27 protein-coding genes are annotated in these 25,549 nt (G+C 69.3%); 3 read left to right on the top strand and 24 right to left on the bottom strand.

Going from position 1 to position 25,549, the window contains the following annotated elements; translation table 11 throughout:
• Nucleotides 1-72 precede the first annotated feature (72 nt).
• The 3 genes from B5X82_RS20870 to B5X82_RS20860 all read left to right on the top strand — a co-directional run bounded on the left by B5X82_RS20870 (nucleotide 73) and on the right by B5X82_RS20860 (nucleotide 2,430).
• Nucleotides 73-1,029, top strand: coding sequence for an isoaspartyl peptidase/L-asparaginase family protein (locus B5X82_RS20870; protein ID WP_079650106.1), 957 nt, complete (start codon nucleotides 73-75; stop codon nucleotides 1,027-1,029).
• Nucleotides 1,029-1,871, top strand: a complete 843-nt coding sequence (locus B5X82_RS20865) for a S1/P1 nuclease (RefSeq protein WP_079650105.1) — start codon at nucleotides 1,029-1,031, stop codon at nucleotides 1,869-1,871. Before B5X82_RS20870 ends, B5X82_RS20865 begins: the two co-directional genes overlap by 1 nt.
• Nucleotides 1,872-1,977: 106 nt before the next feature.
• Entirely contained in the window at nucleotides 1,978-2,430 is a 453-nt protein-coding gene (locus B5X82_RS20860) for a hypothetical protein (protein WP_079650104.1), read from the top strand.
• A gap of 152 nt (nucleotides 2,431-2,582) precedes the next feature.
• Here the strand turns inward: B5X82_RS20860 and B5X82_RS20855 are convergent, their stop codons facing one another.
• The 24 genes from B5X82_RS20855 to B5X82_RS20740 all read right to left on the bottom strand — a co-directional run bounded on the left by B5X82_RS20855 (nucleotide 2,583) and on the right by B5X82_RS20740 (nucleotide 25,487).
• Nucleotides 2,583-2,780 (bottom strand): hypothetical protein, encoded by a 198-nt coding sequence (locus tag B5X82_RS20855; protein WP_079650103.1) that lies wholly within the window; start codon nucleotides 2,778-2,780, stop codon nucleotides 2,583-2,585.
• A 7-nt stretch (nucleotides 2,781-2,787) separates the two neighbouring features.
• Nucleotides 2,788-3,690, bottom strand: a complete 903-nt coding sequence (locus B5X82_RS20850; RefSeq protein WP_079650102.1) for an SPFH domain-containing protein — start codon at nucleotides 3,688-3,690, stop codon at nucleotides 2,788-2,790.
• A gap of 137 nt (nucleotides 3,691-3,827) precedes the next feature.
• Nucleotides 3,828-4,355 carry a peptidoglycan-associated lipoprotein Pal gene (gene pal, locus B5X82_RS20845; RefSeq protein ID WP_079650101.1) on the bottom strand — a complete coding sequence of 176 codons (528 nt, stop codon included), beginning with the start codon at nucleotides 4,353-4,355 and terminating at the stop codon, nucleotides 3,828-3,830.
• A 66-nt stretch (nucleotides 4,356-4,421) separates the two neighbouring features.
• A complete protein-coding gene (gene tolB, locus B5X82_RS20840; protein ID WP_079650100.1) occupies nucleotides 4,422-5,741 on the bottom strand; it encodes a Tol-Pal system beta propeller repeat protein TolB in 1,320 nt (439 codons plus the stop codon).
• 67 nt (nucleotides 5,742-5,808) lie between these two features.
• Nucleotides 5,809-6,615, bottom strand: a complete 807-nt coding sequence (locus tag B5X82_RS20835; RefSeq protein ID WP_235862753.1) for a hypothetical protein — start codon at nucleotides 6,613-6,615, stop codon at nucleotides 5,809-5,811.
• A complete protein-coding gene (gene tolR / locus B5X82_RS20830) occupies nucleotides 6,615-7,118 on the bottom strand; it encodes a protein TolR (RefSeq protein ID WP_079650098.1) in 504 nt (167 codons plus the stop codon). Before tolR ends, B5X82_RS20835 begins: the two co-directional genes overlap by 1 nt.
• Nucleotides 7,118-7,816, bottom strand: coding sequence for a protein TolQ (gene tolQ / locus B5X82_RS20825; protein ID WP_079650097.1), 699 nt, complete (start codon nucleotides 7,814-7,816; stop codon nucleotides 7,118-7,120). The genes tolR and tolQ overlap by 1 nt, the downstream gene beginning before the upstream one ends.
• Nucleotides 7,816-8,280, bottom strand: a complete 465-nt coding sequence (locus tag B5X82_RS20820; RefSeq protein ID WP_079650096.1) for a YbgC/FadM family acyl-CoA thioesterase — start codon at nucleotides 8,278-8,280, stop codon at nucleotides 7,816-7,818. The genes tolQ and B5X82_RS20820 overlap by 1 nt, the downstream gene beginning before the upstream one ends.
• A 98-nt stretch (nucleotides 8,281-8,378) precedes the next feature.
• The gene (gene ruvB / locus B5X82_RS20815; RefSeq protein ID WP_079650095.1) at nucleotides 8,379-9,410 is read right to left on the bottom strand and encodes a Holliday junction branch migration DNA helicase RuvB; all 1,032 of its coding nucleotides are present in this window, start codon (nucleotides 9,408-9,410) and stop codon (nucleotides 8,379-8,381) included.
• 66 nt (nucleotides 9,411-9,476) lie between these two features.
• Complete coding sequence (locus B5X82_RS20810; protein WP_235862752.1) at nucleotides 9,477-11,483, bottom strand: O-linked N-acetylglucosamine transferase, SPINDLY family protein; 2,007 nt, start codon at nucleotides 11,481-11,483, stop codon at nucleotides 9,477-9,479.
• 11 nt (nucleotides 11,484-11,494) lie between these two features.
• Nucleotides 11,495-12,124: a Holliday junction branch migration protein RuvA gene (gene ruvA / locus B5X82_RS20805; RefSeq protein ID WP_079650093.1), complete on the bottom strand. Its 630-nt coding sequence runs from the start codon at nucleotides 12,122-12,124 to the stop codon at nucleotides 11,495-11,497.
• Nucleotides 12,121-12,618, bottom strand: coding sequence for a crossover junction endodeoxyribonuclease RuvC (gene ruvC / locus B5X82_RS20800; RefSeq protein ID WP_079650092.1), 498 nt, complete (start codon nucleotides 12,616-12,618; stop codon nucleotides 12,121-12,123). Before ruvC ends, ruvA begins: the two co-directional genes overlap by 4 nt.
• Nucleotides 12,615-13,016: an endonuclease domain-containing protein gene (locus B5X82_RS20795; protein WP_079650091.1), complete on the bottom strand. Its 402-nt coding sequence runs from the start codon at nucleotides 13,014-13,016 to the stop codon at nucleotides 12,615-12,617. Before B5X82_RS20795 ends, ruvC begins: the two co-directional genes overlap by 4 nt.
• Before the next feature lie 59 nt (nucleotides 13,017-13,075).
• Nucleotides 13,076-13,819: a YebC/PmpR family DNA-binding transcriptional regulator gene (locus tag B5X82_RS20790; protein WP_079650090.1), complete on the bottom strand. Its 744-nt coding sequence runs from the start codon at nucleotides 13,817-13,819 to the stop codon at nucleotides 13,076-13,078.
• Nucleotides 13,820-13,892: 73 nt separating this feature from the next.
• Nucleotides 13,893-15,221, bottom strand: a complete 1,329-nt coding sequence (locus B5X82_RS20785) for a dihydrolipoamide acetyltransferase family protein (RefSeq protein WP_079650089.1) — start codon at nucleotides 15,219-15,221, stop codon at nucleotides 13,893-13,895.
• 6 nt (nucleotides 15,222-15,227) lie between these two features.
• Complete coding sequence (locus B5X82_RS20780; protein ID WP_079650210.1) at nucleotides 15,228-16,232, bottom strand: alpha-ketoacid dehydrogenase subunit beta; 1,005 nt, start codon at nucleotides 16,230-16,232, stop codon at nucleotides 15,228-15,230.
• Between the two features lie 133 nt (nucleotides 16,233-16,365).
• A complete protein-coding gene (locus B5X82_RS20775; protein WP_079650088.1) occupies nucleotides 16,366-17,625 on the bottom strand; it encodes a 3-methyl-2-oxobutanoate dehydrogenase (2-methylpropanoyl-transferring) subunit alpha in 1,260 nt (419 codons plus the stop codon).
• A gap of 195 nt (nucleotides 17,626-17,820) precedes the next feature.
• Nucleotides 17,821-19,251, bottom strand: coding sequence for an ATP-binding protein (locus tag B5X82_RS20770; protein WP_079650087.1), 1,431 nt, complete (start codon nucleotides 19,249-19,251; stop codon nucleotides 17,821-17,823).
• Nucleotides 19,248-19,955: a response regulator gene (locus B5X82_RS20765; RefSeq protein ID WP_079650086.1), complete on the bottom strand. Its 708-nt coding sequence runs from the start codon at nucleotides 19,953-19,955 to the stop codon at nucleotides 19,248-19,250. Before B5X82_RS20765 ends, B5X82_RS20770 begins: the two co-directional genes overlap by 4 nt.
• Nucleotides 19,952-20,647, bottom strand: coding sequence for an EF-hand domain-containing protein (locus tag B5X82_RS20760; protein ID WP_079650085.1), 696 nt, complete (start codon nucleotides 20,645-20,647; stop codon nucleotides 19,952-19,954). Before B5X82_RS20760 ends, B5X82_RS20765 begins: the two co-directional genes overlap by 4 nt.
• Nucleotides 20,644-21,852: an ABC transporter permease gene (locus B5X82_RS20755; protein WP_079650084.1), complete on the bottom strand. Its 1,209-nt coding sequence runs from the start codon at nucleotides 21,850-21,852 to the stop codon at nucleotides 20,644-20,646. The genes B5X82_RS20760 and B5X82_RS20755 overlap by 4 nt, the downstream gene beginning before the upstream one ends.
• Nucleotides 21,852-22,580, bottom strand: a complete 729-nt coding sequence (locus B5X82_RS20750; RefSeq protein ID WP_079650083.1) for an ABC transporter ATP-binding protein — start codon at nucleotides 22,578-22,580, stop codon at nucleotides 21,852-21,854. The genes B5X82_RS20755 and B5X82_RS20750 overlap by 1 nt, the downstream gene beginning before the upstream one ends.
• A complete protein-coding gene (locus B5X82_RS20745) occupies nucleotides 22,570-23,982 on the bottom strand; it encodes an efflux RND transporter periplasmic adaptor subunit (RefSeq protein ID WP_079650082.1) in 1,413 nt (470 codons plus the stop codon). The genes B5X82_RS20750 and B5X82_RS20745 overlap by 11 nt, the downstream gene beginning before the upstream one ends.
• On the bottom strand, nucleotides 23,982-25,487 hold the full coding sequence (locus B5X82_RS20740) for an efflux transporter outer membrane subunit (protein WP_223811189.1): 1,506 nt from the start codon (nucleotides 25,485-25,487) through the stop codon (nucleotides 23,982-23,984). The genes B5X82_RS20745 and B5X82_RS20740 overlap by 1 nt, the downstream gene beginning before the upstream one ends.
• Between the last annotated feature and the right edge of the window lie 62 nt (nucleotides 25,488-25,549).

Raw genomic sequence — 25,549 nt, 5'->3', positions numbered from 1 at the left:
AGCCGGGACGGCTGGATCCATTCGACATTGCGGGCGTCCCGCGGGGCGCCCCTCCTGCTCAGGTGATCAGACGTGACCGAACTACGCTCCCTCACATCCTATTGGAGCGGCCCGGCCGAAGGCTGGACGCTCGTCATCCACGGCGGCGCAGGCCAGCTCCGCCGCCTGCTGCTCGGCAGCGACGCCGAGGCGCACGCCACGACGGTGCTGACCGCCGCGCTCGACGCCGGCGCGACGATCCTCGCGGGCGGCGGCACCGCCGTCGACGCGGTCGAGGCCGCGGTGCGCGTGCTGGAGGACGACCCCTATTTCAACGCCGGCCGCGGCGCGGTGTTCAGCGCCGACGGGATCAACGAGCTCGACGCCGCGATCATGGACGGCGCCACGCGCGAGGCGGGCGCGGTCAGCGCGGTAACCAAGGCGCGCAACCCGGTGACGCTCGCCCGCGCGGTGATGGAGCAGAGCCCGCACGTGATGCTGACGGCATCGGGCGCCGACCGCTTCGGCGCCGAGCACGACATCGAGCAGGTCGCCCCGGCCTGGTTCCACACCGACGAACGCTGGCGCCAATATGAGGAGCTGCGCGCGGGCGGAACGTTCGACGCGGACCTCAAATATGGCACGGTCGGCGCGGTCGCGCGCGACGACAAGGGCCGGCTCGCCGCCGCCACCTCGACCGGCGGGCTGACCGGCAAGCGCTGGAACCGGATCGGCGATTCGCCGGTAATCGGCGCGGGCACCTGGGCCGAGGACGCCGGCGCCGCCACCTCCTGCACCGGATCGGGCGAGCATTTCATCCGGGTGGGCGCGGCGCACGAACTGTCGGCGCGGGTGCGCCTCGCGGGCCAGTCGATCGGCGAGGCGGGCGCGGGCGTGATCGGCGAGATCGGCGCGCTGGGCGGCATCGGCGGACTGATCAGCGTCGATGCCCAGGGCCGCGGCGGATGGTGCTTCAACAGCCAGGGCATGTACCGCGGTCTCGCCCGCGCCGACCAGCCGCACATCGTGGCGATGTACGGGGACGATTGATGTGGCGATGGCTGATCCTGCTGGCGGCCCTGCTGGGGCTCGCCAGCCCTGCCCATGCCTGGTGGGAATATGGGCATGAGACGGTCGCGACGATCGCGATGCAATCGGTCCGGCCCGACACGCGGCAGGCGATCCGCCGCCTGCTCGCGCGCAGCGACCTGCTCGAGACCCCGACCTGTCCGGCGCGCACGATCGAGCAGGCGTCGGTCTGGGCCGACTGCGTCAAGACGCTCAAGGACCGCTACAGCTATGCCTATAGCTGGCACTATCAGAATGTGGACGTGTGCCGGCCGTTCGACATCAAGGCCAACTGCCCCGACGGCCATTGCGTGTCGCGCCAGATCGAGCGCCAGTTCCGCCTGCTCAAGGACAGGAGCCAGCCGCAGCGCGTGCGGGTCGAGGCGCTGGTCTTCCTCGTCCATTTCATGGGCGACCTGCACCAGCCGCTCCACGCCGGCGACCGCCACGATCGCGGCGGCAACGACATGAAGGCCGATTACGGCTTCCGCCCCAACACCAACCTCCACAGCATCTGGGACGGGCTGCTCGCCGACCGGGCGATATCGACCCCGCCGGCCGGGCCGGGCGGTATCCTCGCCGAAGTGCCGCCGGCCGATCGCACGACCGAGGCGGCGGGCTCGGTCGAGGACTGGAGCCGCGAGAACTGGCAGGTCGCGCACGAGGCCTATGCCGCCCTGCTCGGCGACGCCTGCGCGCCGGTCCCCGCGACCCGGCCGGTGCTGACCAACGCGACGATCGCCGCCCTCGTGCCGGTGATGCGCCACCAGATCGCGCGCGGCGGCCTCCGCCTCGCACGGCTGCTCGACGAGGCGCTGGGATAGATTTTAGGACGTCATCCCAGCGAAAGCTGGGATCTCCCTTCCCTTCGTGCGACAGGCGGAAGGCAGGGAGATTCCGGCTTTCGCCGGAATGACGATGGGAGCCCGAATGCGCTACTTCCTCGATACCGAGTTCAACGGGTTCGGCGGCGACCTGCTCAGCCTTGCGCTGGTGCCCGAGCATGGCGACCAGGACTATTATGTCGTGATCCCGAACGAGGGCCCCTATCATCCCTGGGTCGAGAAGCATGTCGTCCCCTATCTCGACATGGTGCCCCGCAACCTGCTCAACCGGCTCGACCGGGTGGCGGCGGCGCACGACGTGGCGGCCTATCTCGGCAACGATCCCGACGTGACGATCGTCGCCGACTGGCCTGAGGACATCGCCCTCTTCTGCCGGCTGCTGCTGGTCGGCGAAACCGAGATCGTCGACGTCCGCCACATGCGCTTCGAGTTCCACCGCACCCCCGGCTTCTCGACAGCGCGCAACAGCCAGGTGCCCCACAACGCGCTCCACGACGCCCGCGCGTTGCGGGATCATCTGCTGTCGCTGGAGGATTGAAGGAACGGGCGGATGAGCGACACCTCATCTTCCGTCATTCCCGCGAAGGCGGGAATCCATCAGGCCGCCTGGTCGAGCCTCTGTCGGTTCGGAGTTCGTCCGCCGGTAGATTCCCGCCATCGCGGGAATGACGAAGAAGAAAGGGTCGTCCGCTAATCCTTCCCCACCGCCGGCCGCCCGCGCGGGCGCTTCTCGGCCGGAGCGAGCCTGACCCCGCGCCGGGCGAGCGCCTCGCGCAGCAGGCATTCGATCTCGGCATTGACGCTGCGCAGGTCGGCCGCCGCCGCGCGTTCGATCGCGTCGAACAACGGCTGGTCGATGCGCAACGGATAGGCCTTCTTCGCCGGCATGGCCCGCCTATTGGTAGAGCGTGCCGGCGTTGACGATCGGCTGGGTGTCGCGCTCGCCGCACAGCACCACCATCAGGTTGGACACCATCGCCGCCCGACGTTCGTCGTCGAGCTCGACGACGCCGCGCGTCGACAGCTGTTCGAGCGCCAGCTCGACCATAGACACCGCGCCGCTGACCAGCGTCTGGCGCGCGGCGACCACCGCCTCGGCCTGCTGGCGGCGAAGCATCGCGCCGGCGATCTCGGGCGCATAGGCGAGGTGGGTCAGCCCGCATTCGTCGACGGTCAGCCCCGCCACCGCGAGCCGGGCCTTGAGCTCGGTCTTGAGCGCGGCGTTCACCTCCTCATGATGGCCACGCAGGGTGATCTCCTCGGGCCCCATGTCGTCATAGGCATAGGCCGATCCGATGGTGCGCACCGCTGCCTCGATCTGGACGATCACGAAGTCGCGATAATCGTCGATGTCGAACAGCGCCTGGGCGGTGTCCGACACGCGCCAGACGACCTGCGCCGCGATCTCGATCGGGTTGCCGCGCCGGTCGTTCACCTTCAGCGCTTCCGACACGACGTTGTTGGCGCGGACCGAGATCAGCCGCCGCGACATCCACGGCCAGACCCAGCGCAGCCCGGTCGCGCGATCGGTGCCGCGATAGGCGCCGAACAGCAGGATCGCCGCCGCCTGGTTGGGCTGGAGGATGTAGAAGCCGCTGATCGAGAGGACGAAGCCGAGCATCGCGAGGATCGCGACCGGCAGCATCGACAGTGGCCCCTCGTTCGCGATCAGGCCGACGATGGTGACGATCGCGATGCCGAGCAGGACCAGCGCGACGAGCAGCATGAACCAGCCGCTGGCGGTGGCGGCGGGTCGCTCGCGGCTCGCCTGCAGTTCGGCGAAAGAGGATTCGTCCATTCCACTCTCCTCCTATAAATATGATATCATATTTATATCAAATCACCGGCATCGGCAACGCCGGCGCGCGCAGCAAAGAAAAGGGCCGCCGGCATCGTGCCGACGGCCCCATCCTTTTGGCTGTTCCGCGTGGCGTCTTAGTTGGGGACGACCGTCACGGCGCGGCGGTTCTGCGCCCAGGCGCCCTCGTCCGAACCGGTCGCGACCGGGCGTTCCTTGCCATAGCTGATCACCGAGATGCGCGAGGCGGAGACGCCCGCGCTGACCAGGAAGTTCTTCGCGGCATTGGCGCGCCGCTCGCCGAGGGCGAGGTTGTACTCGCGGGTGCCGCGCTCGTCGCAATGGCCCTCGACCGTCACCGCGACGTTCGGATATTTGGCCAGCCAGGCCGCCTGTTTGGTGAGGATCTCCTGATCTTCCGCATCGACGTCATAGGCGTCGGTGGCGAAGTGGATGGTGTCGGTGCCGGCCTGCGAAAGGAAATCGGCGCGCGAGCCGGGGACCGGACCGGTCGACGGCGGCGGCAGCGGCGCTTCCGGCGCGGGCGCCGGGGCGGTGGTGGCCGGCGGGGGCGGCAGCTCCTCCGGCTTCTTCTTGGCACAAGCGCTGATGCTCAGCGCCAGCGCCGAGACCAGCGCGATCTTCATCGTCGTACGCGCCATCATCAAATCTCCTTCCAACTGATTACGGATCAATAACGTGTTTTATTCCCAAAGGCTCCCGGAAAACCGTCAGGGCAGCAGCGGGCCCCATGCCGGATCCGACCCGTCGAGCGGCGTCGGCACCGGCCGCTCGTTGACCCCGGTCAGGTCGACCGACCAGAGATCGGCCTTGCCCGAACCCTGCGCCGTCCGGAAGAACATGATCACCCGGCCGTTGGGGGACCAGCTTGGCCCCTCGTCCTGCCAGCCGTTGGTGAGGATCTTCTCGCCCGATCCGTCGATGTTCATGATACCGACGTTGAAGCCGCCGCCGATCCTGGTGAACGCGATCAGATCACCGCGCGGGCTCCAGGCGGCGCTGCCGTAGCGGCCCGACCCGAAGCTGATGCGGTTCTGGTTCGAGCCGTCGGCGTTCATCACGTAGAGCTGCTGCGTGCCCGACCGGTCGCTTTCGAACACGATCTTCGATCCGTCGGGCGAATAGCTGGCGCCGGTGTCGATGCCGGGCGAAGTGGTCAACCGCTGCGGCGTGCCGCCGCTCGAGGACACGCGGTAGATGTCCGTGTTGCCGCCGATCGCCATCGAGAAGACGATGTAGCGGCCATCGGGCGAGAAGCGCGGAGCGAAGGTCATGTTCGGCTGGTCGACGACGAGCCGCTGGGTGCCCGATCCGATGTCGTACACATACACCCGTGCGCGGTTGTTGGTGTAGGACATATAGGTGATCGTCTGCTGGTTCGGCGCGAAGCGCGGCGTCAGTACGATCGTCTGGCCGTTGGTCAGGAAGCGGTGGTTGGCGCCGTCCTGGTCCATGATCGCCAGCCGCTTGATGCGGTTTGTCTTGGGGCCCGTCTCGGAGACATAGACCACGCGGCTGTCGAAATAAGGCCCTTCGCCGGTCAGGCGGGTGTAGACCAGATCGGCGCATTTGTGCGCGGCACGACGCCATTGCGCCGGCTGGACGACGAAGCCCTGGCGGGTCAGCTCGGTCCGTGCCAGCACGTCGTAGAGATAGCAGCCGACGGTCAACGATCCGTCGCCATTGGCCTGGACGAAACCCTGGATCAGCGCCTGCGCCCCGCTCTGCGTCCAGAACATGTAATCGGGCGCGGTCACCTGCGGATGGGTGACGGTCTGCAACGCGCTCTTGGGCAGCGGGCTGAACAGGCCGCTGTTCTTGAGGTCGTTGGTGACGACGTCGGCAACCCGCTGGCCGAGCGCGGCGGTGTCGCCGGCGGGCGTGTTGGCGACTGCCGGGGTCGGCATGCCGGGGATGGCGATCGGCATCGGCTGGGCGATGCCGCCGGTGATGTCGACTTCGAGCTGCGCCGCGGCGGGCGCGGCGAACAGGGCCAGGCTCAACAGCGACAGGGCAAGGCGAAAACGCATTCTCGTCTCCTCTGCCCCGTTCCGGGATGTAGACCCGAAATCGGGGGTACAAGTCAAATTCACGGGCTCAGCTCATCTGCGCCGGACGGAAGGTGAAGATCAGGTCCTGCCAGGCGTCGAACAGCTCGGGCGGCAGCTTGTACGGCGCGCAACGCTGGAGCGCGCGGGTCGCCGCCTCGTTCATCTGCCGCACATAGGGCTGGTTGGCGGGGGTGACGCCGAGATTGCCGATCACCTCTGGCGCCGCCGCGATCGATCCGTCCTTCTTCAGGCGCAGCCGGATGCGGCTGATGATGCTGGTCGTGTCGGTACCGCCGGCCGGGATGGTGTAGCAGGGCTTCACCTGACTGGCGATCAGCGCGACCAGGCCGTTCATCGCGATCGGGCTGATCGCGGCGGCACGCGGCGCGGCGGCCTTGCCGGTCGACTTCGCCACCGGGATGCCCTTCAGGAAATCGCTGCCCAGCGAAGTCGCCTTGGGCTTCGGCTTGGCCGGCGCGGGCGTGGGCTTCTCCGCCGCCTTCTCCGGCGCAGGATTCGGCGCCGGTTTCTGCGGCGTCGGCTTGGGCGCGGGCTTCGGGGTCGGCGCGGGCTTGGGCGGCGCTGGTTGCGGCTTCGGCGGCTCCGGTGTCGGCTCGGGCGGCGCTTCCTCGACGGTCGGCGCGACCTCGGGCGCCTCGGCCGCCTGCGGCGCTTCCTTCGACACCTCGGGCGCGGCCGAGGTCAGGCCGACCTTGTCGACGAGCATCACGTCCATCGGCTCGCTCAGCTTGGGCAGCTTGCGCACGCTCATCAGGTTGAGCGACAGGATCACGAGCAGGGCGACATGCCCCGCGATCGATATCCCCAGTCCGGCGCCTTCCGCCCGGTCCATCACGGCACCGCCGGCTCGGGAACCTCGTCCCCGTCGATCCGGCCGCCGGTCGCGGCCGGCGCGGCGCCATCCTCGCCCAGGGTCACGAGCGCGACCCGGTTGAGCCCGGCATGGTTGAGCGCGCCCATCACCGCCATCACCCGGCCATAGTCGAGCGCCCGGTCGGCGCGCAGGAAGATCTGCGGACTGTCCTTGCCCTTGCCCGCGGTGCTGGCGATCTGGGCGAACTGGTCGGCCATCGCCGAGATCTGGATCTCGCGATCGTCGATGAAGACATGGCCGTCCTTGTCGATCGACAGCTGGATCGGCTTCTTGTCCTGGTCGAGCGCGCCGGCCGAGCTTTCGGGCAGGTCGACGGGCACGCCCGCCAGCAGCAGCGGCGCCGTGACCATGAAGATGATCAGCAGCACCAGCATCACGTCGACCAGCGGCGTGACGTTGATGTCCGCCATCGGCGCGCGGCGCGCGCCGCGGCCGGAGACGGGACCGGAGCCCATGCCCATCAGGCGCGCTCCAGCTCGCGGCTCAGCGTCATGTGGATCGCGTCGCCGAAGCGATGGAGCTGCCCCTCGATCTTCGAGACGCGGTGGAGCAGCCGGTTATAGGCGATCACCGCCGGGATCGCCGCGAACAGCCCCAGCGCGGTAGCGAACAGCGCCTCGGCGATGCCCGGCGCGACGACGCCGAGCGAGGTGTTTTGCGAGGCGGCGATGTCGGTGAAGCTGCGCATGATGCCCCACACCGTGCCGAACAGGCCGACGAACGGCGCGACCGAGCCGACCGTGGCGAGGATGTTGAGCCGGTCGGACAGGCGATCGACCTCTGCCCCCGCCGCCGCCGCCATCGCATTGGCCAGCCGCGCACGGGTGCCGTCACGGTCGACCGGCTGTCCGTTGCGCACCGACCGGCGCCATTCCGCGACCCCGGCCGAGAAGACCTTGGCGGCGGGAATATCCTGCCGGCCGGGGCCTTCGTAGAATTTGTCGATGTCTTCGGATTTCCAGAAATCGGTCTCGAAGCCCCTGCTCGCCCGGAACGCGCGGCCCAGCGCCATGCTGCCCGAGACGATGATCGTCCAGGTCCAGATGCTAGCCAGCAACAGGCCGATCATCACCGCCTTCACGACGATGTCCGCCTGCAGGAACAACGCGATCGGCGACAGGGCCGATGTCGATGCGGAGACCGCCAGATCCTGCATCATCAGTTCAATCCATCCCTTTCAATCGTTCGCCCATTCAATCGCTCGAACGTCTCGATCCAGTGGCGGGGCTGCCGCTTGGGCCGGCCATCCGGGCCGACCAGCGCGACCGAGACTTCGGCCTCGGCCACTGTTTCGGTGCCCCGCATGACTCTCTGATGAACGACGCACAGGGCCCCCCGCATATTCCCGACCCGGCTGACAATAATCAGCTCGTCGTCGAGCCGGGCGGGCGCCCGGTAGCGGATCGTCATGCCGGTCACGACGTAATTGCCTTCGCCCCGTTCCATCGTCCCGCGCTGGTCGATCCCGGCGACGCGCATCATGTCGCTGCGCGCCCGTTCCATGAACCGCAGATAGCTTGCATGGTAAACGACCCCGCCCGCATCCGTATCCTCGAAATAGACGCGCAGCGCGAACAGGTGCGCACCGTCCTCGAAGCGACCGGAATAAGGCGTTTCATGCATGCAAAGCTTGTTTAGGCGATCGAGAGCCGAAATGAATCCCCTTTGACGGGATTTTCTTCGATTCAACGCGCGGGAGGGTCATCCCGGCGTCCCATCGGTCATACCCCGTCGAACAGGCCGTCCTGGCCCGCCTCGGGCGGCGGGTTGAGGCCGAGATGCTTCCAGCCGCGGCCGTTGAGGCAGCGGCCCCGCGCGGTGCGCGCGATCAGGCCGAGCTGGATCAGATAGGGCTCGATCACGTCCTCGATCGTGTCGCGCGGCTCGGACAGGCCGGCGGCGAGCGTCTCCACCCCGACCGGGCCGCCGCGGTAGATGTCGGCGATCATGTGGAGGTAGCGGCGGTCCATCGCGTCGAGGCCGAGATTGTCGACCTCCAGCCGGTTGAGCGCCTGGTCGGCGACCTTGGCGTCGACGATGTCGGCGCCCAGCACATGGGCGAAGTCGCGCACCCGGCGCAGCAGCCGCCCGGCGATGCGTGGCGTGCCCCGCGCGCGCCGGGCGATCTCCATCGCCCCGTCGGAAGCGATCGGCAGGTCGAGCAGGCGGGCGGCGCGGCTGACGACGCGCTCCAGCTCCTCGACCGTGTAGAATTGCAGGCGGATCGGGATGCCGAAGCGATCGCGCAGCGGCGTGGTGATCAGCCCCTGCCGCGTCGTCGCGCCCACCAGGGTGAAGCGCGGCAGGTCGATCCGCACGCTGCGCGCCGACGGCCCCTCGCCGATCATCAGGTCGAGCGCGCGATCCTCCATCGCCGGATAGAGCACCTCCTCTACCTGCGGCTGGAGGCGGTGGATCTCGTCGATGAAGAGGACGTCGCCGTCCTCGAGGTTGGTGAGCAGCGCGGCGAGGTCGCCCGACTTGGCGATGACCGGGCCGGAGGTGGCGCGGAACCCCGCCCCCATCTCCTTGGCGATGATCTGCGCGAGCGTCGTCTTGCCAAGGCCGGGTGGCCCGAAGAACAGCACATGGTCGAGCGCGTCGCCGCGCTGGCGCGCCGCCTCGATGAACACGCGCAGATTGTCGCGCGCCGCCTGCTGCCCGACGAATTCGTCGAGCGACCGGGGCCGCAGCGCGGCGTCGACATCCTCGGCGCGGCGGCCGGCGGACAGGAGGCGATCGGTATCGGTCATGCTCGTCGCCGTTCCCTAACCGTTCCCGGGGGCCGCTGTCGAGCGCCGTTGCCCTTCCCGTCCATCTCAGGGAGCGATTTCGATCGGGGCCGGCGGCAACCCCGCCAGCCGGCGGGCATGCGCGGCGCGATAGCCGGCCTCGATATGCCGGGCGAAGGCGGTGCTGTCGAACAGTGGCGCGGTGGTGCGCTGCGCGGCGAGCCGGGCGCGGATCGCCGCCAGCGCGGGGCGATCGGTAGCGAGGGCCAAAGCGAGCCGCTCATAGTCGGCGGCGCTGTCGGTGACGAGCTCGGGCAGGCCGACCGCGCGCAGCAGGCTGGCGCAGACCCGCGCGGCGAAGCCCTCGCCGATCCGGGTCACGATCGGCAGCCCCGCCCATAGCGCGTCGCTCGCCGTGGTGTGGGCGTTGCAGACGAAGCTGTCGAGGAACAGGTCCGCCAGCCGCTGCCGCGCCAGATGCTCGGCCACCGGCAGCTTGGCGGCGAACACCAGCCGGGCGGGATCGATGCCGTGCCGGCGCGCATGGCCGCGCAGGTTCGCTGCGGCGTCGGCGTCGTCGTCGAGCAGCCACAGCACGCTGCCCTCGACCCGATCGAGCAGGCGCATCCAGATCGCGAACAGATCAGGCGTGATCTTGTAGCTGGCGTTGAAGCTGGCGAAGACGAAGCCCCGTTCTGGCAGGCCGACGTCGGCGCGGCCGAGCGGCCGGTCGGCGATCGGGCGCCGGTCGTCGTTCACCTGATAGCTGTGGGGAAGCCAGATCGGCGCCTCGCTGTAATGCGCGAGCTGATCGGGCGGGATGACGGTGCGGTCGGCGACGATATAGTCGATGAACGGCGCGCCCATCGTCCCCGGATAGCCGAGATAGGCGATCTGCACCGGTGCGGCGCGCCAGGCGAACAGGGCCGATCGCGTGTCGGCGGTATAGCCCTTGAGGTCGATCGCGACGTCGATCCCCACGCGCCGGGCGAGCGCGACGATCGCGCGGTCGTCGAGCGCCCGGACGTCGTGGAAGTGCTCGACCGCGGCGACCAGCCGCCGTCGCATCGGATCGTCCGACGCCTGTCCGTAGGAGAAGGCGTGGACCTCGAAGCCGGCGCGATCGTGCAGCTCGAACAGGCGCGCCATCAGGTGCATCGTCGCATGATCGTGGAAATCGGCCGAGAAATAGCCGATCCGCAGCCGCTCGGCCGGTGCGATCGGCCTCGCGGGCACGGTTTCCGCTCCGACGACGCGGGGAAAGTTCGCCGCCGCATGGCGATCGGCGCGCAGCCGGTGCCGGGCGGGCGAATCATCGAGCGCCAGCATCATGAAGGGCGGGACCGGCGGCCCCTCGATGCCGAGCGCCGGCAGCCGCGCGGCGTCCTCGGCCATCGCGTCCCAGTCGCAGATGCGGGCGCGCAGATAGGCGCGGCGGATGCGGGCGGCGTCATGGCCCGGCTGGCGGGCAAGCGCCTCACCGAACGCCGCGATCGCCTCGGGAAACCGGCCGAGCTGCCGCAGCGCCATGCCCATATTATTGTACGTCCGGGCCGTGTCGGGAGCGAGATCGAGAGCGCGACGATAACAGGCCAGCGCCTTCTCCAACCGGCCGAGCGCGACCAGCGCGTCACCCTTCAGCGCATGCGCGGCGGCATAATCGGGCCGCAGCGCGATCGCTGCCTCGACGCGCGACAGCGCATCGGCGGAACGGCCGAGGTCGTAGAGGACGTTGCCCAGGTTGAAATGCGCCTGGGCTAGGCCGGGATCGATCGCGATCGCCCGCTCGAAGCTGCGGATCGCGGCATCGCGCCGGCCAAGGTCGCGCAGGCTGTTGCCCAGATTGACATGACCGGCGGCATTGTCGGGCTCGATCATGGTGATCCGCGCGAACAACGCCGCGCCGGCAGCCGGCTCGCGCAACCGGGCATGGGCGATGCCCAGCATCTGGAGCAGCGGCACCGCCTTCGGGAAGCGTTCGAGCAGCGGCAGCCCCTGGCCGAGCAGCGAGCGCATCTCGCCGCGCCGCTCGATCGCGCGCAATGCGTCCATCTCCGCCGCGGGCGGCTGCGCCGCTGTCGCCGGTTCCCTCACGGGGCGTCGCGTTATTTCGCCGCCTTGCGCAGTGCGAGACGGACGACCGCGTCGAGCGTGGCGCCGTCGCCCAGCTCCTCGATCGCAGCGCCGACCGCCGCGCTGGCCTCGGCCGGCTTGAAGCCGAGATTGGCGAGCGCCGACAGCGCGTCGGTCGACACGCCGCCCTTCGCGGCGGGCGCGGCACCGAGGCCCGGGCCGAGCACGACGCCGCCCATCTTGTCCTTCAGCTCATTGACGATACGCATGGCGAGCTTGGGGCCGACGCCGTTGGCGCGGGCGATCATCGCCTTGTCGCCGCTCGCCACCGCGCGCGACAGCTCGCCCGCGTCGAGCACCGAAAGGATCGCGAGCGCGACCCGGCCGCCCACCCCCTGGACGCTGGTCAGCAGGCGGAAGGAATCGCGCTCCCCGGCCGATCCGAAACCGTAGAGGGTGATCGCGTCCTCGCGCACCTGCATCTCCGTGAACAGCAGCACGTCGCCGCCCCCCGGCTCGCCTTGCGAGCCGTCACGTGAAGCGCCCCCTATCGCCGACAGGGTTCGGGCCGAGCACCAGACGAGATAGCCGACCCCGCCGACGTCGAGCACCGCATGGTCGGCGCCCGCTTCCGCCAGGACGCCGCGCAGCCGCGCGATCATGCGACCACCCGGCGCATCGCGCGCGCGCTGGCGAGGTGATGGGCGTGGGTGACCGCGACCGCCAGCGCGTCGGCCGCGTCGGGGCCCGACAGCTTCGCGCCGGGGAGGAGAACCTTGACCATCGCCTGCACCTGCCTCTTCTCCGCACCGCCCGTGCCGACCACGGCCTTCTTGACGATCGAGGGATGATATTCGCCGACGCTCACCTCGGCGAGCGCGGCAGCGAGCAGCACGACGCCGCGCGCCTGGCCGAGCTTGAGGGTCGACTGCGCGTTCGAGTTGCCGAGCACCTCCTCGACCGCCGCCGCCTCGGGCCGGTAGGTGCGGATGATCTCCGCCAGCGCGCTGTGAAGCAGGTAGAGCCGGCGGGACAACTCCATCGACGGCTCCGTCCTGATCTGGCCGTTGGCGACATGGCTCAGCCGATTCCCGTCGGCGGCGATCACGCCCCAGCCGGTCGTGCCGAGCCCCGGATCGAAGCCGATCAGGATCACAGCCCCCCCTCCCTTTCAAGGGAGGGGGCCGGGGGGTGGGTGAAGCGCGCCGGCATGGACCGCGCCTTGATCAGGATCGTATCGAGCACACCGTCGATGTTATCGCGCACGTCCACATTGGTGAAGCGCAACACGGTGAAACCCTGCCTCAACAGATTCGCGTCGCGCACGGCATCCGCCTCCGGATCATGCGTATCGCCGTCGACCTCGATCACGAGACCGATCGAGGCGCAGAAGAAATCGGCGATGTAGGGCTCCAGCACGATCTGGCGGCGGAACTTGAAACCATCAAGCTGGGAGGATTTCAGGCGGGACCACAGCCTGTATTCCATCGGGGTCTGTCTCGACCGCAGATTACGGGCGCGATCACCGAGATGGGCCTTGATCCTGAGCGCCACTCATTACCTCGCCACTCACCCACCCCCTGGCCCCCTCCCTTGAAAGGGAGGGGGAACTCTTACCCCAGCTTCGCCATCACCTCTTCGGGCACGTCGTAATTGCCCCAGACGGTCTGGACGTCGTCGTCGTCGTCGAGCGCGTCGATCAGCTTGAGGAGCTTGGCGGCGTCGTCCTCGCCGACCGTCACCTGGGTCTGCGGGCGCCAGGCCAGCTTGGCGCCGTCGGGCTCGCCCAGCACCGGCTCGAGCGCCTTGGCGACCTCGTGCAGCGCGTCCTGCGCGGTCCAGATCTCGTGGCCGTCCTCGGACGAGCTGACGTCGTCGGCGCCGGCCTCCAGCGCGGCCTCGAACACCTTCTCGGCGTCGCCCGCCGCGAGACCATAGTTGATCAGGCCGAGCCGGTCGAAGCCGTGGCTGACCGATCCGCCCGCGCCGAGATTGCCGCCATTCTTGGAGACGATCGTGCGGACGTTGGTCGCGGTGCGGTTGCGGTTGTCGGTGAGCGCCTCGATGATCAGCGCGACGCCACCGGGGCCGAAGCCCTCATAGCGGATCTCTTCGTAATTGGCGCCGTCGCCGCCCGCGGCCTTGTTGATCGAGCGCTCGATATTATCCTTCGGCAGCCCTTCCTTGCGCGCGGTGATCACCGCCTGGCGCAGGCGCGCGTTCATCGCCGGATCGGGCAGACCCATGCGCGCCGCAACCGTGATCTCGCGGCTGAGCTTGGAGAACAGCGCCGAGCGCTTCTTGTCCTGCGCACCCTTGCGGTGCATGATGTTCTTGAATTTGCTATGACCGGCCATTGCCGTCCCGTCCCGAGCTATCGTTGAGTGGCGCGCTCTCTAGCGCCCGGTACGGGGGGGTGGCAAGTCGGCTTCAATCCACGAACAGCAGCGCGGGCGTCTCGATCAGCCGCTTGAGCGCCTGGACGAAGCTGGCGGCGTCCCAGCCGTCGACGACGCGGTGGTCGCACGAGATCGACAGGTTCATCAGCTTGGCGGCGACGACCTGGCCGTCGCGAAACACCGGACGCTCGACCACCTTGTTGGGGCCGATGATCGCCACCTCGGGCCGGTTGATCACCGGCGTCGTCGCGATGCCGCCGAGCGGGCCGAGCGAGGTGATGGTGAGCGTCGATCCCGACAGCTCCCCCGACGTCGCCTTGCCGCTGCGCGCCGCCTCCGCCAGTCGGACGATCTCGCTCGCGAGCTGCCAGACATTGCGGTCCTGCGCGTTGCGGATCACCGGCACCATCAGCCCGGCGTCGGTCTGCGTCGCCATGCCGAGATGGACCGCGCCCGAGCGGGTGACGATCCCCGCCTCGTCGTCATAGCGCGCGTTGATCATCGGGAAATCGGGCAGCGTCCTGCAGATCGCGGTGATCAGCAGCGGCAGCATGGTGAGCTTGGGCTTGGCGCCGCGCGTCGCGTTGAGATCGGCGCGCAGTTCCTCCAGCTTGGTGACGTCGATCTCCTCGACATAGGTGAAATGCGGGATGTGACGCTTGGCCGCCTGCATGTTCTCGGCGATGCGGCGGCGGAGGCCGATCACCTTGACCTGCTCGTCGGCGCGGACGCCGCCCGCCGGTCGATAGCCGCCGCCGGCATTATAGGCGAGGAAGGCGTCGAGATCGGCATGGCGGACGCGGCCGTCCTCGGCGGCCTTGACGTCGGCGAGGTCGATGCCGAGGTCCCTGGCGCGCTGGCGGACGGCGGGGGAGGCGAGGACCTTCCTTTCCCCCCTTCCTGCAAGGGAGGGGCTGGGGGCGGGTACCGTCGGCGCAGCCGGCGGCTTTTCCCCGGCCTCGATCGGTGCAGGCTCGCTTCGCTCGCCACTCACCCCCGACCCCTCCCCGGAAGGGAGGGGGGAAGGGGAAGGCTCCGGCTTCACGACCTGGGCCGCTTCGTTCGGCGCGACCTCGACCGCGGGTGCCGGCTCGGCTTCGGCCTCGACCGGGCCCTCGCCCTCGACCTCGAACACCGCGAGGATCGAGCCGATCGCGATCTGCTCGCCGACTTCGCCCGCGATCTTCACCACCTTGCCGGCGACCGGCGCGGTCATCTCGACGGTCGCCTTGTCGGTCATCAGGTCGGCGAGCGGCGCATCCTCCTCGACCATGTCGCCGGGGGCGACGTGCCAGGCGACGATCTCGGCCTCGGCGATGCCCTCGCCGATGTCCGGAAGCTTGAAACTATAGGTGCCCATCTCGGATCAATCCTGCATCACGCGCTTGAACGCTTCGGTCAGCCGCACCGGACCGGGGAAATAGGCCCATTCGAGGCTGTGGGGATATGGCGTGTCCCATCCGGTCACGCGCTGTACCGGCGCCTCGAGCCAGTGGAAGCAATGCTCCTGCACCAGCGCCGACAGCTCGGCGCCGAAGCCGCTGGTCTTGGTCGCCTCGTGGACGACCATGCAGCGCCCGGTCTTCTTCACCGATTCGACGACCGTCTCGATGTCGAGCGGGACCAGCGTGCGCAGGTCGACCAGCTCGGCGTCAACGCCGGTCTCCTGGATCACGCTGTGCGCGACATGGACCATCGTGCCATAGGCGAGGACGGTGACGTCGTTGCCCTCGCGCACGACCCGCGCCTTGCCGAGCGGCACCGTATAATGGCCGTCCGGCACCGCGCTCTCGGCGAACTTGCTCCACGGCTGGACCGGACGGTCGTAATGGCCGTCGAACGGGCCGTTGTAGATGCGCTTCGGCTCGAAGAAGATCACCGGATCATTGTCCTCGATCGCGGCGATCAGCAGGCCCTTGGCGTCGTAGGGATTGGACGGGATCACCGTCTTGAGCCCGGCGACATGGGTGAAGATGCCCTCGGGGCTCTGGCTGTGCGTCTGGCCGCCGAAGATGCCGCCGCCGAACGGGGTGCGCACCGTGATCGGCGCGGTGTACTCGCCCGCCGAACGGTAGCGCAGCCGCGCCGCCTCGGAGACGAGCTGGTCGAGCGCCGGATAGATATAGTCGGCGAACTGGATTTCCGGCACCGGGCGCAGGCCGTAGGTCGCCATGCCGACCGCGACGCCGATGATGCCGCATTCGCTGATCGGCGTGTCGAACACGCGGGTCTTGCCGTATTTCTTCTGCAGCCCCTCGGTCGCCTTGAAGACACCGCCGAAATAGCCGACGTCCTCGCCCAGCACGACGATCTTCTCGTCGCGGCCCATCGCGACGTCGATCGCCGAATTGATCGCCTGGATCATGTTCATCGTGCGGGATTCGCCGGTCATGCGACGATCTCCCCACGCGTCGTCCCGGCGGAGGCCGGGATCTCGGGAGACTTCCGCGCGCCCTTGCCTCCTGAGGTCCCGGCCTCCGCCGGGACGACGATATGCGACACCCTCATATCCCCGCCGCCTTGCGCTCGTCGTGCATCTGGGCCGACTGTTCCTTCAGGTGCCACGGCATCTCCTCGAACACGTCCTCGAACATCGAATCGAAGGACTGCTTGAGGCCGTCCTGGAGGATGCCGTTCTTCTCGGCTTCCTTCTGCGCGGCCTTGACCAGCTCGGCGACTTCCAGGTCCATTGCCGCGTGCCGCTCCTCGTCCCAGATGCCGAGGCCGATGACGTGCTTCTTGAGCCGCGCGATCGGGTCGCCGAGCGGCCATTTGCCACCCTCCTCGGCCGACCGGTACTTGCTCGGGTCGTCCGAGGTCGAATGGCCCTCGGCGCGATAGGTGAAATGCTCGATCAGGGTAGGGCCGTGGTTGTTGCGCGCCCGGTCCGCCGCCCATTGCGTCGCGGCATAGACGGCGAGCGCGTCGTTGCCGTCCACGCGCAGGCCGGCGATGCCATAGCCTATCGCCCGCGCCGCGAAGGTCGTCGCCTCCGCCCCGGCGAAGCCCGAGAAGGACGAGATCGCCCACTGGTTGTTGATGACGTTGAGGATGACCGGCGCGCGATAGACGGCGGCGAAGGTCAGCGCCGAGTGGAAATCGCCCTCGGCGGTCGATCCCTCGCCGCACCAGGCCGCGGCGATCCGCGTGTCGCCGCGCGCCGCGCTCGCCATCGCCCAGCCCACCGCCTGCGGATATTGGGTGGTGAGGTTACCCGAGATCGAGAAGAAATTGGCCTGTCGCACCGAATACATGATCGGCATCTGGCGGCCCTTCAGCCGGTCGGCGCGATTCGAGTAGATCTGGTTGATCATGTCGACGATCGGCCAGTCGCGCGCGATCAGCAGGCCCTGCTGCCGGTAGCTGGGGAAGCACATGTCGTCATAATCGAGCGCGTGGGCGGCGCCGACCGAGGTCGCCTCTTCGCCGGTGCACTTCATGTAGAAGCTGGTCTTGCCCTGGCGCTGCGCGCGGTAGAGCCGCTCGTCGAAGGCGCGGGTCAACGCCATGCTGCGCAATATCTTGAGCAATGTCTCGGGCGCGAGGCGCGGGTCCCATGGTCCCTGCGCCCGCCCCTCGTCGTCGAGCACGCGGACCATCGCATAGGCCATGTCCCGGACGTCGCGCGGGCTGGCATCGATCGGCGGGCGGCGCACCGCCCCGGCGACGGGCATCTCGAAGTCCGCGAAGTCGACCGTGTCGCCCGGCCGGAAGGCCGGCTCGGGCACGTGAAGCGACAGCGGCGGCAGGTTACGGCCCGTCATGCGCAGCTCATCCTCATACCTAATCGGTCAGCACTGCTGACCCTTATCGAGCCTATAGCCCCTTGGAATAATATTACAACAGCCATTCCTAAAATTACAACGGCTCACGGACTCGCCGGACAGCGATCCTTCTACCGCCATTCCCGTCGTCACGAAATCTCCGTCGTCCTCGCTTTCACGGGAGGACCGGCCGCGTCAGTCCCGAATCGGCAGGCGGCAGATCGCCTCCAGCCCGCCGCCGGCCCGATTCGCGAGGACCAGGCTGCCGCCATGTTCCTGCGCGATGGCGCGGGCGATGCTGAGGCCGAGGCCGATGCCACCAGTCGCGCGGTTGCGCGACGGTTCGCCACGCTCAAACGGCCGGAACATCGCCTCCAGCGCCTTTTCGGGGAGTCCGGGCCCGCGATCGGCGATCCGGATCTCCGCCTCCGCCCCTATCCGGGCGACGCCGATCTCGACCCCGCCACCATAGGCGACGCCGTTGTCGACCAGGTTCTGGAACAGGCGCTTCAACGCCATCGGGTCGCCCGCCACCTCGGCCGGTTCGACCGTGCCGAGCGCCACCGGCCGACCAGTCTCGCGCTCGTCTGCGGCAAGGTCGGCGAGCAATCGGTCGATCGCGACCGGCTCGACGATGTGGACGCTGCCGGTGTCGCGAACGAAGGAGATGGTCGCGGCGATCATCGCGCGCATCTGCTCGATGTCGGCCTGGACCTTCTCGCGCATCTCGTCGGGTGCGCCCTCGATGCGGAACGCGATCCGCGCGAGCGGGGTGCGCAGGTCGTGCGCGATCGCGCCGATCATGTTGGTTCGCTCGGCCAGATAGGCCGACAGCCGCTGCTGCATGCGGTTGAGCGCATGGGCGGTGACGCGCAGCTCGGTCGGCCCCTCTTCGACGATCAGCGGCGCCTGCGGGTTGGCGCCCATCCGGTCGGCGGCATCGGCGATCCGGCGGATCGGCTTGGCGAGCGCGCGCGCGAAGAACCAGGCGAAGGGGATGACGGCGAGCAGGCTGAGCCCGAACAGCATCAATATGCGCTGCTGCCACGAGGCGAGCCAGGCGCGGGGCGGGGTCCGCACCACGCGCCAGCCGCCGTCGGTGCGCAGCCCGGCGATGACGGTATCGAAGAACAATGGCTCGCCGCGGCGGACGATCACGCGGCGGTCGCCGCGGCGCCCGAACGGCATGTTGCTGCGCTGGTCGGGCTCGAAGAACAGCCGGACATCCTCGATCGGTACGCCGATCCGGTCGGCGAGCCGGGCGGTGAAGACGTCCGAGCTGACCATGTTCGGATCGGGCAGCGGCGGCGCCGGCCGCTGCACCGCGCCGAGCCGCCGTTCGCGCTCATGATCGTCGGGGTCCGGCCGGGCGGGCGGCGCCGGCGACAGGTCGACCGGGCCGGCGCGGCCGCGGGGGACGACCATCACCCGCCAGCGGCGCTCGCGCGGGATCTTGCGGCCGGCCAGCGCTTCAGCGATGTCGGACAGGCTGTTGAAGTCGGGGCGCGGCGGCGGGGACCAGACGAACAGCGCGACGGTGACGACGAACACCACCGCGACGCTGGCGAGCAGCAGCAGCAGTGTCTGCCAGAAGATCGACAGGCCGCCGCCGCGGACGCGGGTCATTCGCCCTCGACCTTCAGCGTGAACATATAGCCTTCGTTGCGGATCGTCCGGATCGGATCGTCGGGGCCGAGCTTCTTGCGCAGCCGACTGATCGTCACGTCGATCGCGCGGTCGAACACGTCGCTGTCGACACCCTTGCCCGCCTCGATCAGCTGGTCGCGGCTCAGCACGCGCTGCGGCCGGTCGAGAAAGGCGGCGAGCACGCGGAATTCGGCGTCGGTGAGCGGCGCGGCCGGCGCATCGAGCCGCCGCACCTCGCGCTGGACGATGTCGAGCGTCCAGGCGCCGAAGCGGCGGACCGCCCCGCTGGTGCCTGCCGCAGCGGCCTCCTCCCCCCGGCGGCGCAGCACCGCGCGGATGCGGGCGAGCAGTTCGCGCGGGTTGCACGGCTTGGGCAGATAATCGTCGGCGCCGACCTCCAGCCCGATGATCCGGTCGGTGTCCTCGCCCATCGCCGACAGCATGATCACGGCTGGCCCGCCGGGCTTGCGCACCCGCCGCAGGATCGACAACCCGTCCTCGCCGGGCATCATCAGGTCGAGGACGATCAGGTCGGGGCGCTCGGCGGCGATGCGCGCGTCCATCTCGGCGCCGTCGGCGGCGCTCTCGACGCGCAGGCCGTTGGTGCGCAGGAAATCGGTGATCAGCGTGCGCAGGTCGCCATCGTCGTCGACCACAAGGATCAGCGGATTGCCGCCGCTCATCGCCGCTTCTCCTTCGCCTTCTCCTTGACCCGTTCGAGGCAGGCCGCGTTGGCGGCGATCTGCGCGGGCGTCCTGGGCAGCTGCGCGAAGCTCAGCGCCTTGGTCTGCTGCGGATCGAGATCGGCGAAGCGCTCGGCGGCGGCGGCGCGGAATTCCTGCGCGGTGATCGCGCGGTTGAGGTCGCCGTCGGCCGCCGCCACCGGATTGGGGATGTTGAGGAAGGCATAGCGGCCCGCACCGATCGCCCCGTCATAGCCGGCCCCCGCACCCGGCCGCCCGCTGCGCCGTTTCGCCGGACGCGGCCGATCACGATCCTCGTCCTTCGCGCCGCCATCGGCCGGGCGCTCGGGTCGCCGCTGGTAGAGGCGGATCTCGGGGGCGACATCCTGCTCATAGGCGCTGACCTCGTCGGGCAGCAGCTCGCCGCTCTTGTCCTTGTCGAGCGTCGCGAAGAAGCGGTCGCCGTCGAGCATCAGCTCGCCCACCGTCAGCACGCCGTCCTTGTTGCGGTCGGCCTGGTCGAACCAGCGCCGGACGGGATCGTCACCGTCCCCCTTGGGCCGGAACGGCTCGCCCATCGGCGAAAGGAACAGCACCGGCCGCACCGCCTCGGGACAGACCGGCGGCGGCCCGTCACGCCGGGCAGCGGCGGGCGATGCGAGCAGCAGGGCGAGGAGGAAGGCGCTTCTCATTCGTGCCGCAGTGCCTCGATCGGGTTGAGCGAGGCCGCGCGCCGCGCCGGGAAGTAGCCGAACACCACCCCGATCAGCGCCGAGAAGATGAAGGCGACGAGGTTGATCTGCGGATCGAAGATGAACGGCACCTTCAGCACCGGCGCGAGGATCAGCGTGGAGACCAGCGCCAGGAACAGGCCGAGCAGGCCGCCCAGGCAGGCGAGCGTCACCGCCTCGACCAGGAATTGCAGCAGCACCTCGCGCGCGACCGCGCCGATCGCCAGGCGGATGCCGATCTCGCGGGTCCGCTCGGTCACCGAGACGAGCATGATGTTCATGATGCCGATGCCGCCGACCAGCAGGCTGACGGCCGCCACCGCGCCGAGCAGCGAGGTGAGGATCTGGGTGGTGCCCGACAGCGTGTCCGATATCTGCTTGGTATCGAAGATGTTGAAATCGTCCTCGGCCGCGTCGGTCAGGTGGCGCCGCTCGCGCAGCAGGTCGCGCAGCGACGCCTGGACCCGCTGGCTGTCATAGTCGGCGTCGACCGAGACCATGATCATGCGGACGTCGCGATTGCCGGTCATCCGCCGCTGCACTGCCTTGTAGGGCATCAGGACGATGTCGTCCTGGTCGTTGCCGAAGCCGCCCTGCCCCTTCGGCGCCAGCGCGCCGATGATCTCGCACGAGATGTTCTTGATGCGGAAGCGCTGGCCGACCGGGTCCATGCCGCGGAACAGCCGGTTGCGGACGGTGTTGCCGACGATGCAAACCGCCTTGCCGGCCTGTTCCTCGGCCGGCGAGAAGATACGCCCGCTGGTGAAGGTCCAGGGCTGGGCGGTGAAATATTCGCGGTTGGTGCCATTGACCGTCGTCGACCAGTTGGCCGCGTTGTAGACGGCGGTGCCGGTCGACTGGACGAGCGGCGCCACCGCCTGCACGCCGACGATCTGGGTGCGGATCGCGTCGAGGTCCTCGATCTTGAAGTCGGGCGGCTGCGGCCCGCCGCCGCCGCGTCCGAAGCCCTGGCCGGGCCGGACTTGGAGAACGTTGGCGCCCAGGCTGGAGATCTGCTGCTTGACCGCGGCGGTGGCGCCCTGGCCGAGCGTCACCATCGTCACCACCGCCCAGACGCCGATGACGATGCCGAGGATGGTCAGGAACGACCGCAGCAGGTGCCGCCGGATCTCGCGCACGGCGAGCAGGAAAGTGGTGCCCCACATCAGGCCTTCACCCCGGCGCCTTCAGTCACCTCGAACCGCTCGACCAGGCCGTCGCGGAAATGGACGATGGTATGGGCATAGGCCGCCATGTCCGATTCGTGCGTCACCATCAGCACGGTGATTCCGCTGTTGCGGTTGAGGTCGGTCAGCAGCTCCATGATCTCGATCGAGCGTTCGGTGTCGAGATTGCCGGTCGGCTCGTCGGCGAGCAGCACGTCGGGATGGGTGACGATCGCCCGCGCGATCGCGACGCGCTGCTGCTGGCCGCCCGACAGCTCGGCGGGGGTATGGTCCCACCAGTCGGCGAGGCCGACCTTGTCGAGCGCCGCCATCGCGGCCGCGCGCCGCGCCGTCTTCTCCTCGCCGCGATAGACGAGCGGCAACTCGACATTCTCCAGCGCGGAGGTGCGGGCAAGCAGGTTGAATCCCTGGAAGACGAAGCCGAGATAGCGCCGACGGAGCAGCGCGCGCTGGTCGCGCTCGAGCTTCTCGACATGGTGGCCGCGGAACAGGAACTCTCCGGCGGTCGGCACGTCGAGGCAGCCGAGGATGTTCATCGTCGTCGACTTGCCCGATCCCGACGGCCCCATCACCGCGACGAAGTCGCCGCGCGCAATGTCGAGGTCGACGCCCTTGAGCGCGGCGAAGGCGGTCGGCCCCTCGCCGAACACCTTGGTGACGCCGCGGAGCTGGATCAGCAGCTCGCCGGGGGCGACGTCATTGGCCATTGCGCCGCTGCCCGCTTCCGCCCTGCCCACTTCCGCCCTGGCCGCGGCCGGAGCCGCCACCGCCGGCCGCATATTGGCCGATCACGACCTGCATGCCCTCGGTCAGCTTGCCGCCGATCACCTCGGCCTGGCTGCCGTTGCTCTCGCCGACCGTGATCTCGACCGGCTGCGGCTGGCTGCCCGAATCGGCGACGACATAGACGGTCTGCTTGCTGCCGCGGCCGATCGCCGCCTCGCGCTCGCTGGAGCCGCCGCGGCGGCGGACCCGTGGCGCGAGCACGCTGGTGATCCCGCCGCCGCCGCTGGCCGCGGCTTGCCGGTCGGGGGTGAAACGCAGCGCCGCCGCCGGGACGAGCAGCACGTTCTTCTTCTGGGTGGTGATGATGTCGGCGGTCGCGGTCATGCCGGGACGGAGCAGCCCGTCGCCATTGGCCACGGTGAGCCGCGCCGTATAGGCGACGACCCCACCGGTCGTGGCGCTGGCGGTGCTGCTCGACGACGCGCTTGACGAGCCGGTGCCGGTCGCATTGGCGCCGACGTCGACCCGCTCGATCGTCGCCGGGAAGGTCCGGCCGGGAAAGGCGTCGACGGTGAAGGTCGCCTTCTGGCCCTTCTGAACCTGCCCGACATCGGCCTCGTCGACCTTCACTTCGAGCCGCATCTGGCGCAGGTCCTCGGCGATGGTGAACAGCACCGGGGCGTTGAACGAGGCGGCGACGGTCTGTCCGGGCTCGATCGAGCGCGACAGCACCTGGCCGTTGACCGGTGATCGGATGAACGCCTTGGACAGCGCGGTCTGCGCCGAGGAGAGGGTCGCCTGCGCCTGGTCGACGGCGGCCCTCGCCGTCGAAACGCCGGCCGCCGCGCGGGCCGCATCGCCCCGCGCGACGTCGAGTTCGGTCGCCGACGGCACCTTGCCGCCCGATAGTCGCCAGACCTGTTCCTGTCGTCGCAGCGTCGCCCGCGCCTGCTGGGCGGTCGCCTCGGCCTGCTCGACCCCGGCCCGCGCCGACGCCAGCCCGGCCTCGGCCTGGTTGACCGCATCCTGCAACCGCGAGGTGTCGAGCTTCGCGAGGAGCTGCCCCTTCTTCACCCGGTCGTTGTTGTCGACATAGACCTCGACGATGATGCCCGATTGCTCGGAACCGACCTCGACCTGGTTGGTCGGCGCGAGGTTGCCGGTCGCCGAGACGATGACGGTCAGGTCGCCGCGCTCGACCGGGCGGGTCGCATAGGCGGCCTTGTCGTCGCCGCCGAAGATCAGCCGCCACAGGATGATCAGCACGACGACGATGGCCAGCCCGACGCCGATCCGGCGGAACAGCACCGCGCGCGGCGAGGTCGGCTCGACGCCGAGGAATTCGTCCAGATCCTGCTGGGGCTGCTTGTCGGGATCGATCATCAGGGTCTCGTCTCGGCAGGGGCGGGCCGTTTGCCGCCTTCATAGGGTCCGGGCGCCGGGATCGGCGCGGTCTGCCAGCCGCCGCCCAGTGCCTTGTAGAGCTGGATGGTCGCGCTCGCTCGCGCGGCGCGCGCGGAGGCGGCCGAGTCCTGGCTGGACAGGCGGGTGCGCTGGCTGTCGAGCAGCGACTGGAAATCGACCAGGCCCGACCGGTACTGGAGCTGCGCGTAGCGCGCCGAATTGTTCGCCGCCTCATAGCTGACGGCAAGGTCGGCCTCGCGCCGCTCGGCCACCTCGCGGCCCTTCAGCGCGTTCTCGACCTCTTCGAGCGCGGTCAGCACCGCCTGGCGATAGGCGTCGTAGGCGGCGTCGGTCGCGGCACGCTGGCCAAGGATCGCGGCACGGATCTGCCCGCCCTGGAAGATCGGCGCGGTGATGCCGGCGACGAGGTTGCCGATGCCGTCGCTGATCACGTTGCCGATCGAGGTCGACGAGCCCGAGAAGGAGCCCGACAGCCGCAGCGCCGGATAGAGCTGCGCGGTCTGCACGCCGATCCGCGCGCTTTCGGCGGCGAGCGCACGCTCGGCGCTGGCGACGTCGGGGCGGCGCTCGATCACCTGCGCGGGAATCGGCGCGTCGACGCCGGGAGCGAGCGGGATCGAAGCGGGAGGATCGATCAGCGCCGTGATCGCGCCGGGCGCCTCGCCCAGCAGCACGGCGATACGATTGGTCGCGGTCGCATAATCGTTCTCGATCGTCGGGATCGAGGCGGCGGTCTGGGCGCGGAGCTGGCGCGCCTGCTCATAGTCGAGGCTGGAGACGAGGCCCGCCTGGCGCCGCCAGCCGACCAGTTCGAAGATCTCGTCCTGGGCCGCGAGGTTCTCGCGCGCGATCCTCAGGCGGATCTGGGCGAGCCGCGCCTGGACATAGTTCAGCCCGACCTCGGACGCGATGCTCGCCTGGGTGAAGCGCAGGTCGGCCTCGCGTGCCTCGGCGGTGGCGCGGGCGGCCTGGATCGAGCGGCGGATGCCGCCGAACAGGTCGGCTTCCCAGGCGACGTCGAAACCGCCGCGATAGACGGTGGTGTCGCCGCCGCTGCCGATCGTCTGGCCGGTCGAGGGATCGATGATCGTGCGGCTGTCGGCGCCGACGCTGCGCGTGACCGAACCGCTCGCCCCGACGGTCGGCAGCGCCTGCCCCTGGGTGCCGCGCAGCGTGGCGCGGGCCTGGCGCAGCCGCGCGGCAGCGGCGCTGACGTCGAGGTTGCCGGCGAAGGCGCGGTCGATCAGCTGGGTGAGGACCGGATCCTCGAAGCTGTCCCACCAACGGGCGAGGTCGACCATGTCCTGCTCGGCGGCGATCGTCGACGACGACTGGAACTGTTCGGGTATCTTCAGGTCGGACACCGATGGCGGCCGATAGTCCGGCCCCGCATTACAGGCGGACAGCAGCAGCAGGCCCAGCCCGAAGGCGGGACGCACGGCGTTCGCAAGGCGTTCGTCCATCCTCATGCCGGCTCTGTTAGCGCCCTTTCATGTCCGGGGATTTCATCGCTGAAACGCGTATG

It is taken from the genome of Rhizorhabdus histidinilytica (assembly GCF_900167915.1).
Taxonomy (GTDB): domain Bacteria; phylum Pseudomonadota; class Alphaproteobacteria; order Sphingomonadales; family Sphingomonadaceae; genus Rhizorhabdus; species Rhizorhabdus histidinilytica.
This window is presented reverse-complemented; position numbering and strand designations above follow the sequence as displayed.

Bases quoted from the DNA above. Each gene is read 5' to 3' on its own strand.
- B5X82_RS20865 (WP_079650105.1), top strand. From the start codon at position 1,029: ATGTGGCGATGGCTGATCCTGCTGGCGGCCCTGCTGGGGCTCGCCAGC.
- B5X82_RS20860 (WP_079650104.1), top strand. From the start codon at position 1,978: ATGCGCTACTTCCTCGATACCGAGTTCAACGGGTTCGGCGGCGACCTG.
- B5X82_RS20855 (WP_079650103.1), bottom strand. From the start codon at position 2,780: ATGCCGGCGAAGAAGGCCTATCCGTTGCGCATCGACCAGCCGTTGTTC.
- B5X82_RS20850 (WP_079650102.1), bottom strand. From the start codon at position 3,690: ATGGACGAATCCTCTTTCGCCGAACTGCAGGCGAGCCGCGAGCGACCC.
- pal (WP_079650101.1), bottom strand. From the start codon at position 4,355: ATGATGGCGCGTACGACGATGAAGATCGCGCTGGTCTCGGCGCTGGCG.
- tolB (WP_079650100.1), bottom strand. From the start codon at position 5,741: ATGCGTTTTCGCCTTGCCCTGTCGCTGTTGAGCCTGGCCCTGTTCGCC.
- B5X82_RS20835 (WP_235862753.1), bottom strand. From the start codon at position 6,615: ATGGACCGGGCGGAAGGCGCCGGACTGGGGATATCGATCGCGGGGCAT.
- tolR (WP_079650098.1), bottom strand. From the start codon at position 7,118: ATGGGCATGGGCTCCGGTCCCGTCTCCGGCCGCGGCGCGCGCCGCGCG.
- tolQ (WP_079650097.1), bottom strand. From the start codon at position 7,816: ATGATGCAGGATCTGGCGGTCTCCGCATCGACATCGGCCCTGTCGCCG.
- B5X82_RS20820 (WP_079650096.1), bottom strand. From the start codon at position 8,280: ATGCATGAAACGCCTTATTCCGGTCGCTTCGAGGACGGTGCGCACCTG.
- ruvB (WP_079650095.1), bottom strand. From the start codon at position 9,410: ATGACCGATACCGATCGCCTCCTGTCCGCCGGCCGCCGCGCCGAGGAT.
- ruvA (WP_079650093.1), bottom strand. From the start codon at position 12,124: ATGATCGCGCGGCTGCGCGGCGTCCTGGCGGAAGCGGGCGCCGACCAT.
- B5X82_RS20790 (WP_079650090.1), bottom strand. From the start codon at position 13,819: ATGGCCGGTCATAGCAAATTCAAGAACATCATGCACCGCAAGGGTGCG.
- B5X82_RS20785 (WP_079650089.1), bottom strand. From the start codon at position 15,221: ATGGGCACCTATAGTTTCAAGCTTCCGGACATCGGCGAGGGCATCGCC.
- B5X82_RS20780 (WP_079650210.1), bottom strand. From the start codon at position 16,232: ATGAACATGATCCAGGCGATCAATTCGGCGATCGACGTCGCGATGGGC.
- B5X82_RS20775 (WP_079650088.1), bottom strand. From the start codon at position 17,625: ATGACGGGCCGTAACCTGCCGCCGCTGTCGCTTCACGTGCCCGAGCCG.
- B5X82_RS20770 (WP_079650087.1), bottom strand. From the start codon at position 19,251: ATGACCCGCGTCCGCGGCGGCGGCCTGTCGATCTTCTGGCAGACACTG.
- B5X82_RS20765 (WP_079650086.1), bottom strand. From the start codon at position 19,955: ATGAGCGGCGGCAATCCGCTGATCCTTGTGGTCGACGACGATGGCGAC.
- B5X82_RS20760 (WP_079650085.1), bottom strand. From the start codon at position 20,647: ATGAGAAGCGCCTTCCTCCTCGCCCTGCTGCTCGCATCGCCCGCCGCT.
- B5X82_RS20755 (WP_079650084.1), bottom strand. From the start codon at position 21,852: ATGTGGGGCACCACTTTCCTGCTCGCCGTGCGCGAGATCCGGCGGCAC.
- B5X82_RS20750 (WP_079650083.1), bottom strand. From the start codon at position 22,580: ATGGCCAATGACGTCGCCCCCGGCGAGCTGCTGATCCAGCTCCGCGGC.
- B5X82_RS20745 (WP_079650082.1), bottom strand. From the start codon at position 23,982: ATGATCGATCCCGACAAGCAGCCCCAGCAGGATCTGGACGAATTCCTC.
- B5X82_RS20740 (WP_223811189.1), bottom strand. From the start codon at position 25,487: ATGGACGAACGCCTTGCGAACGCCGTGCGTCCCGCCTTCGGGCTGGGC.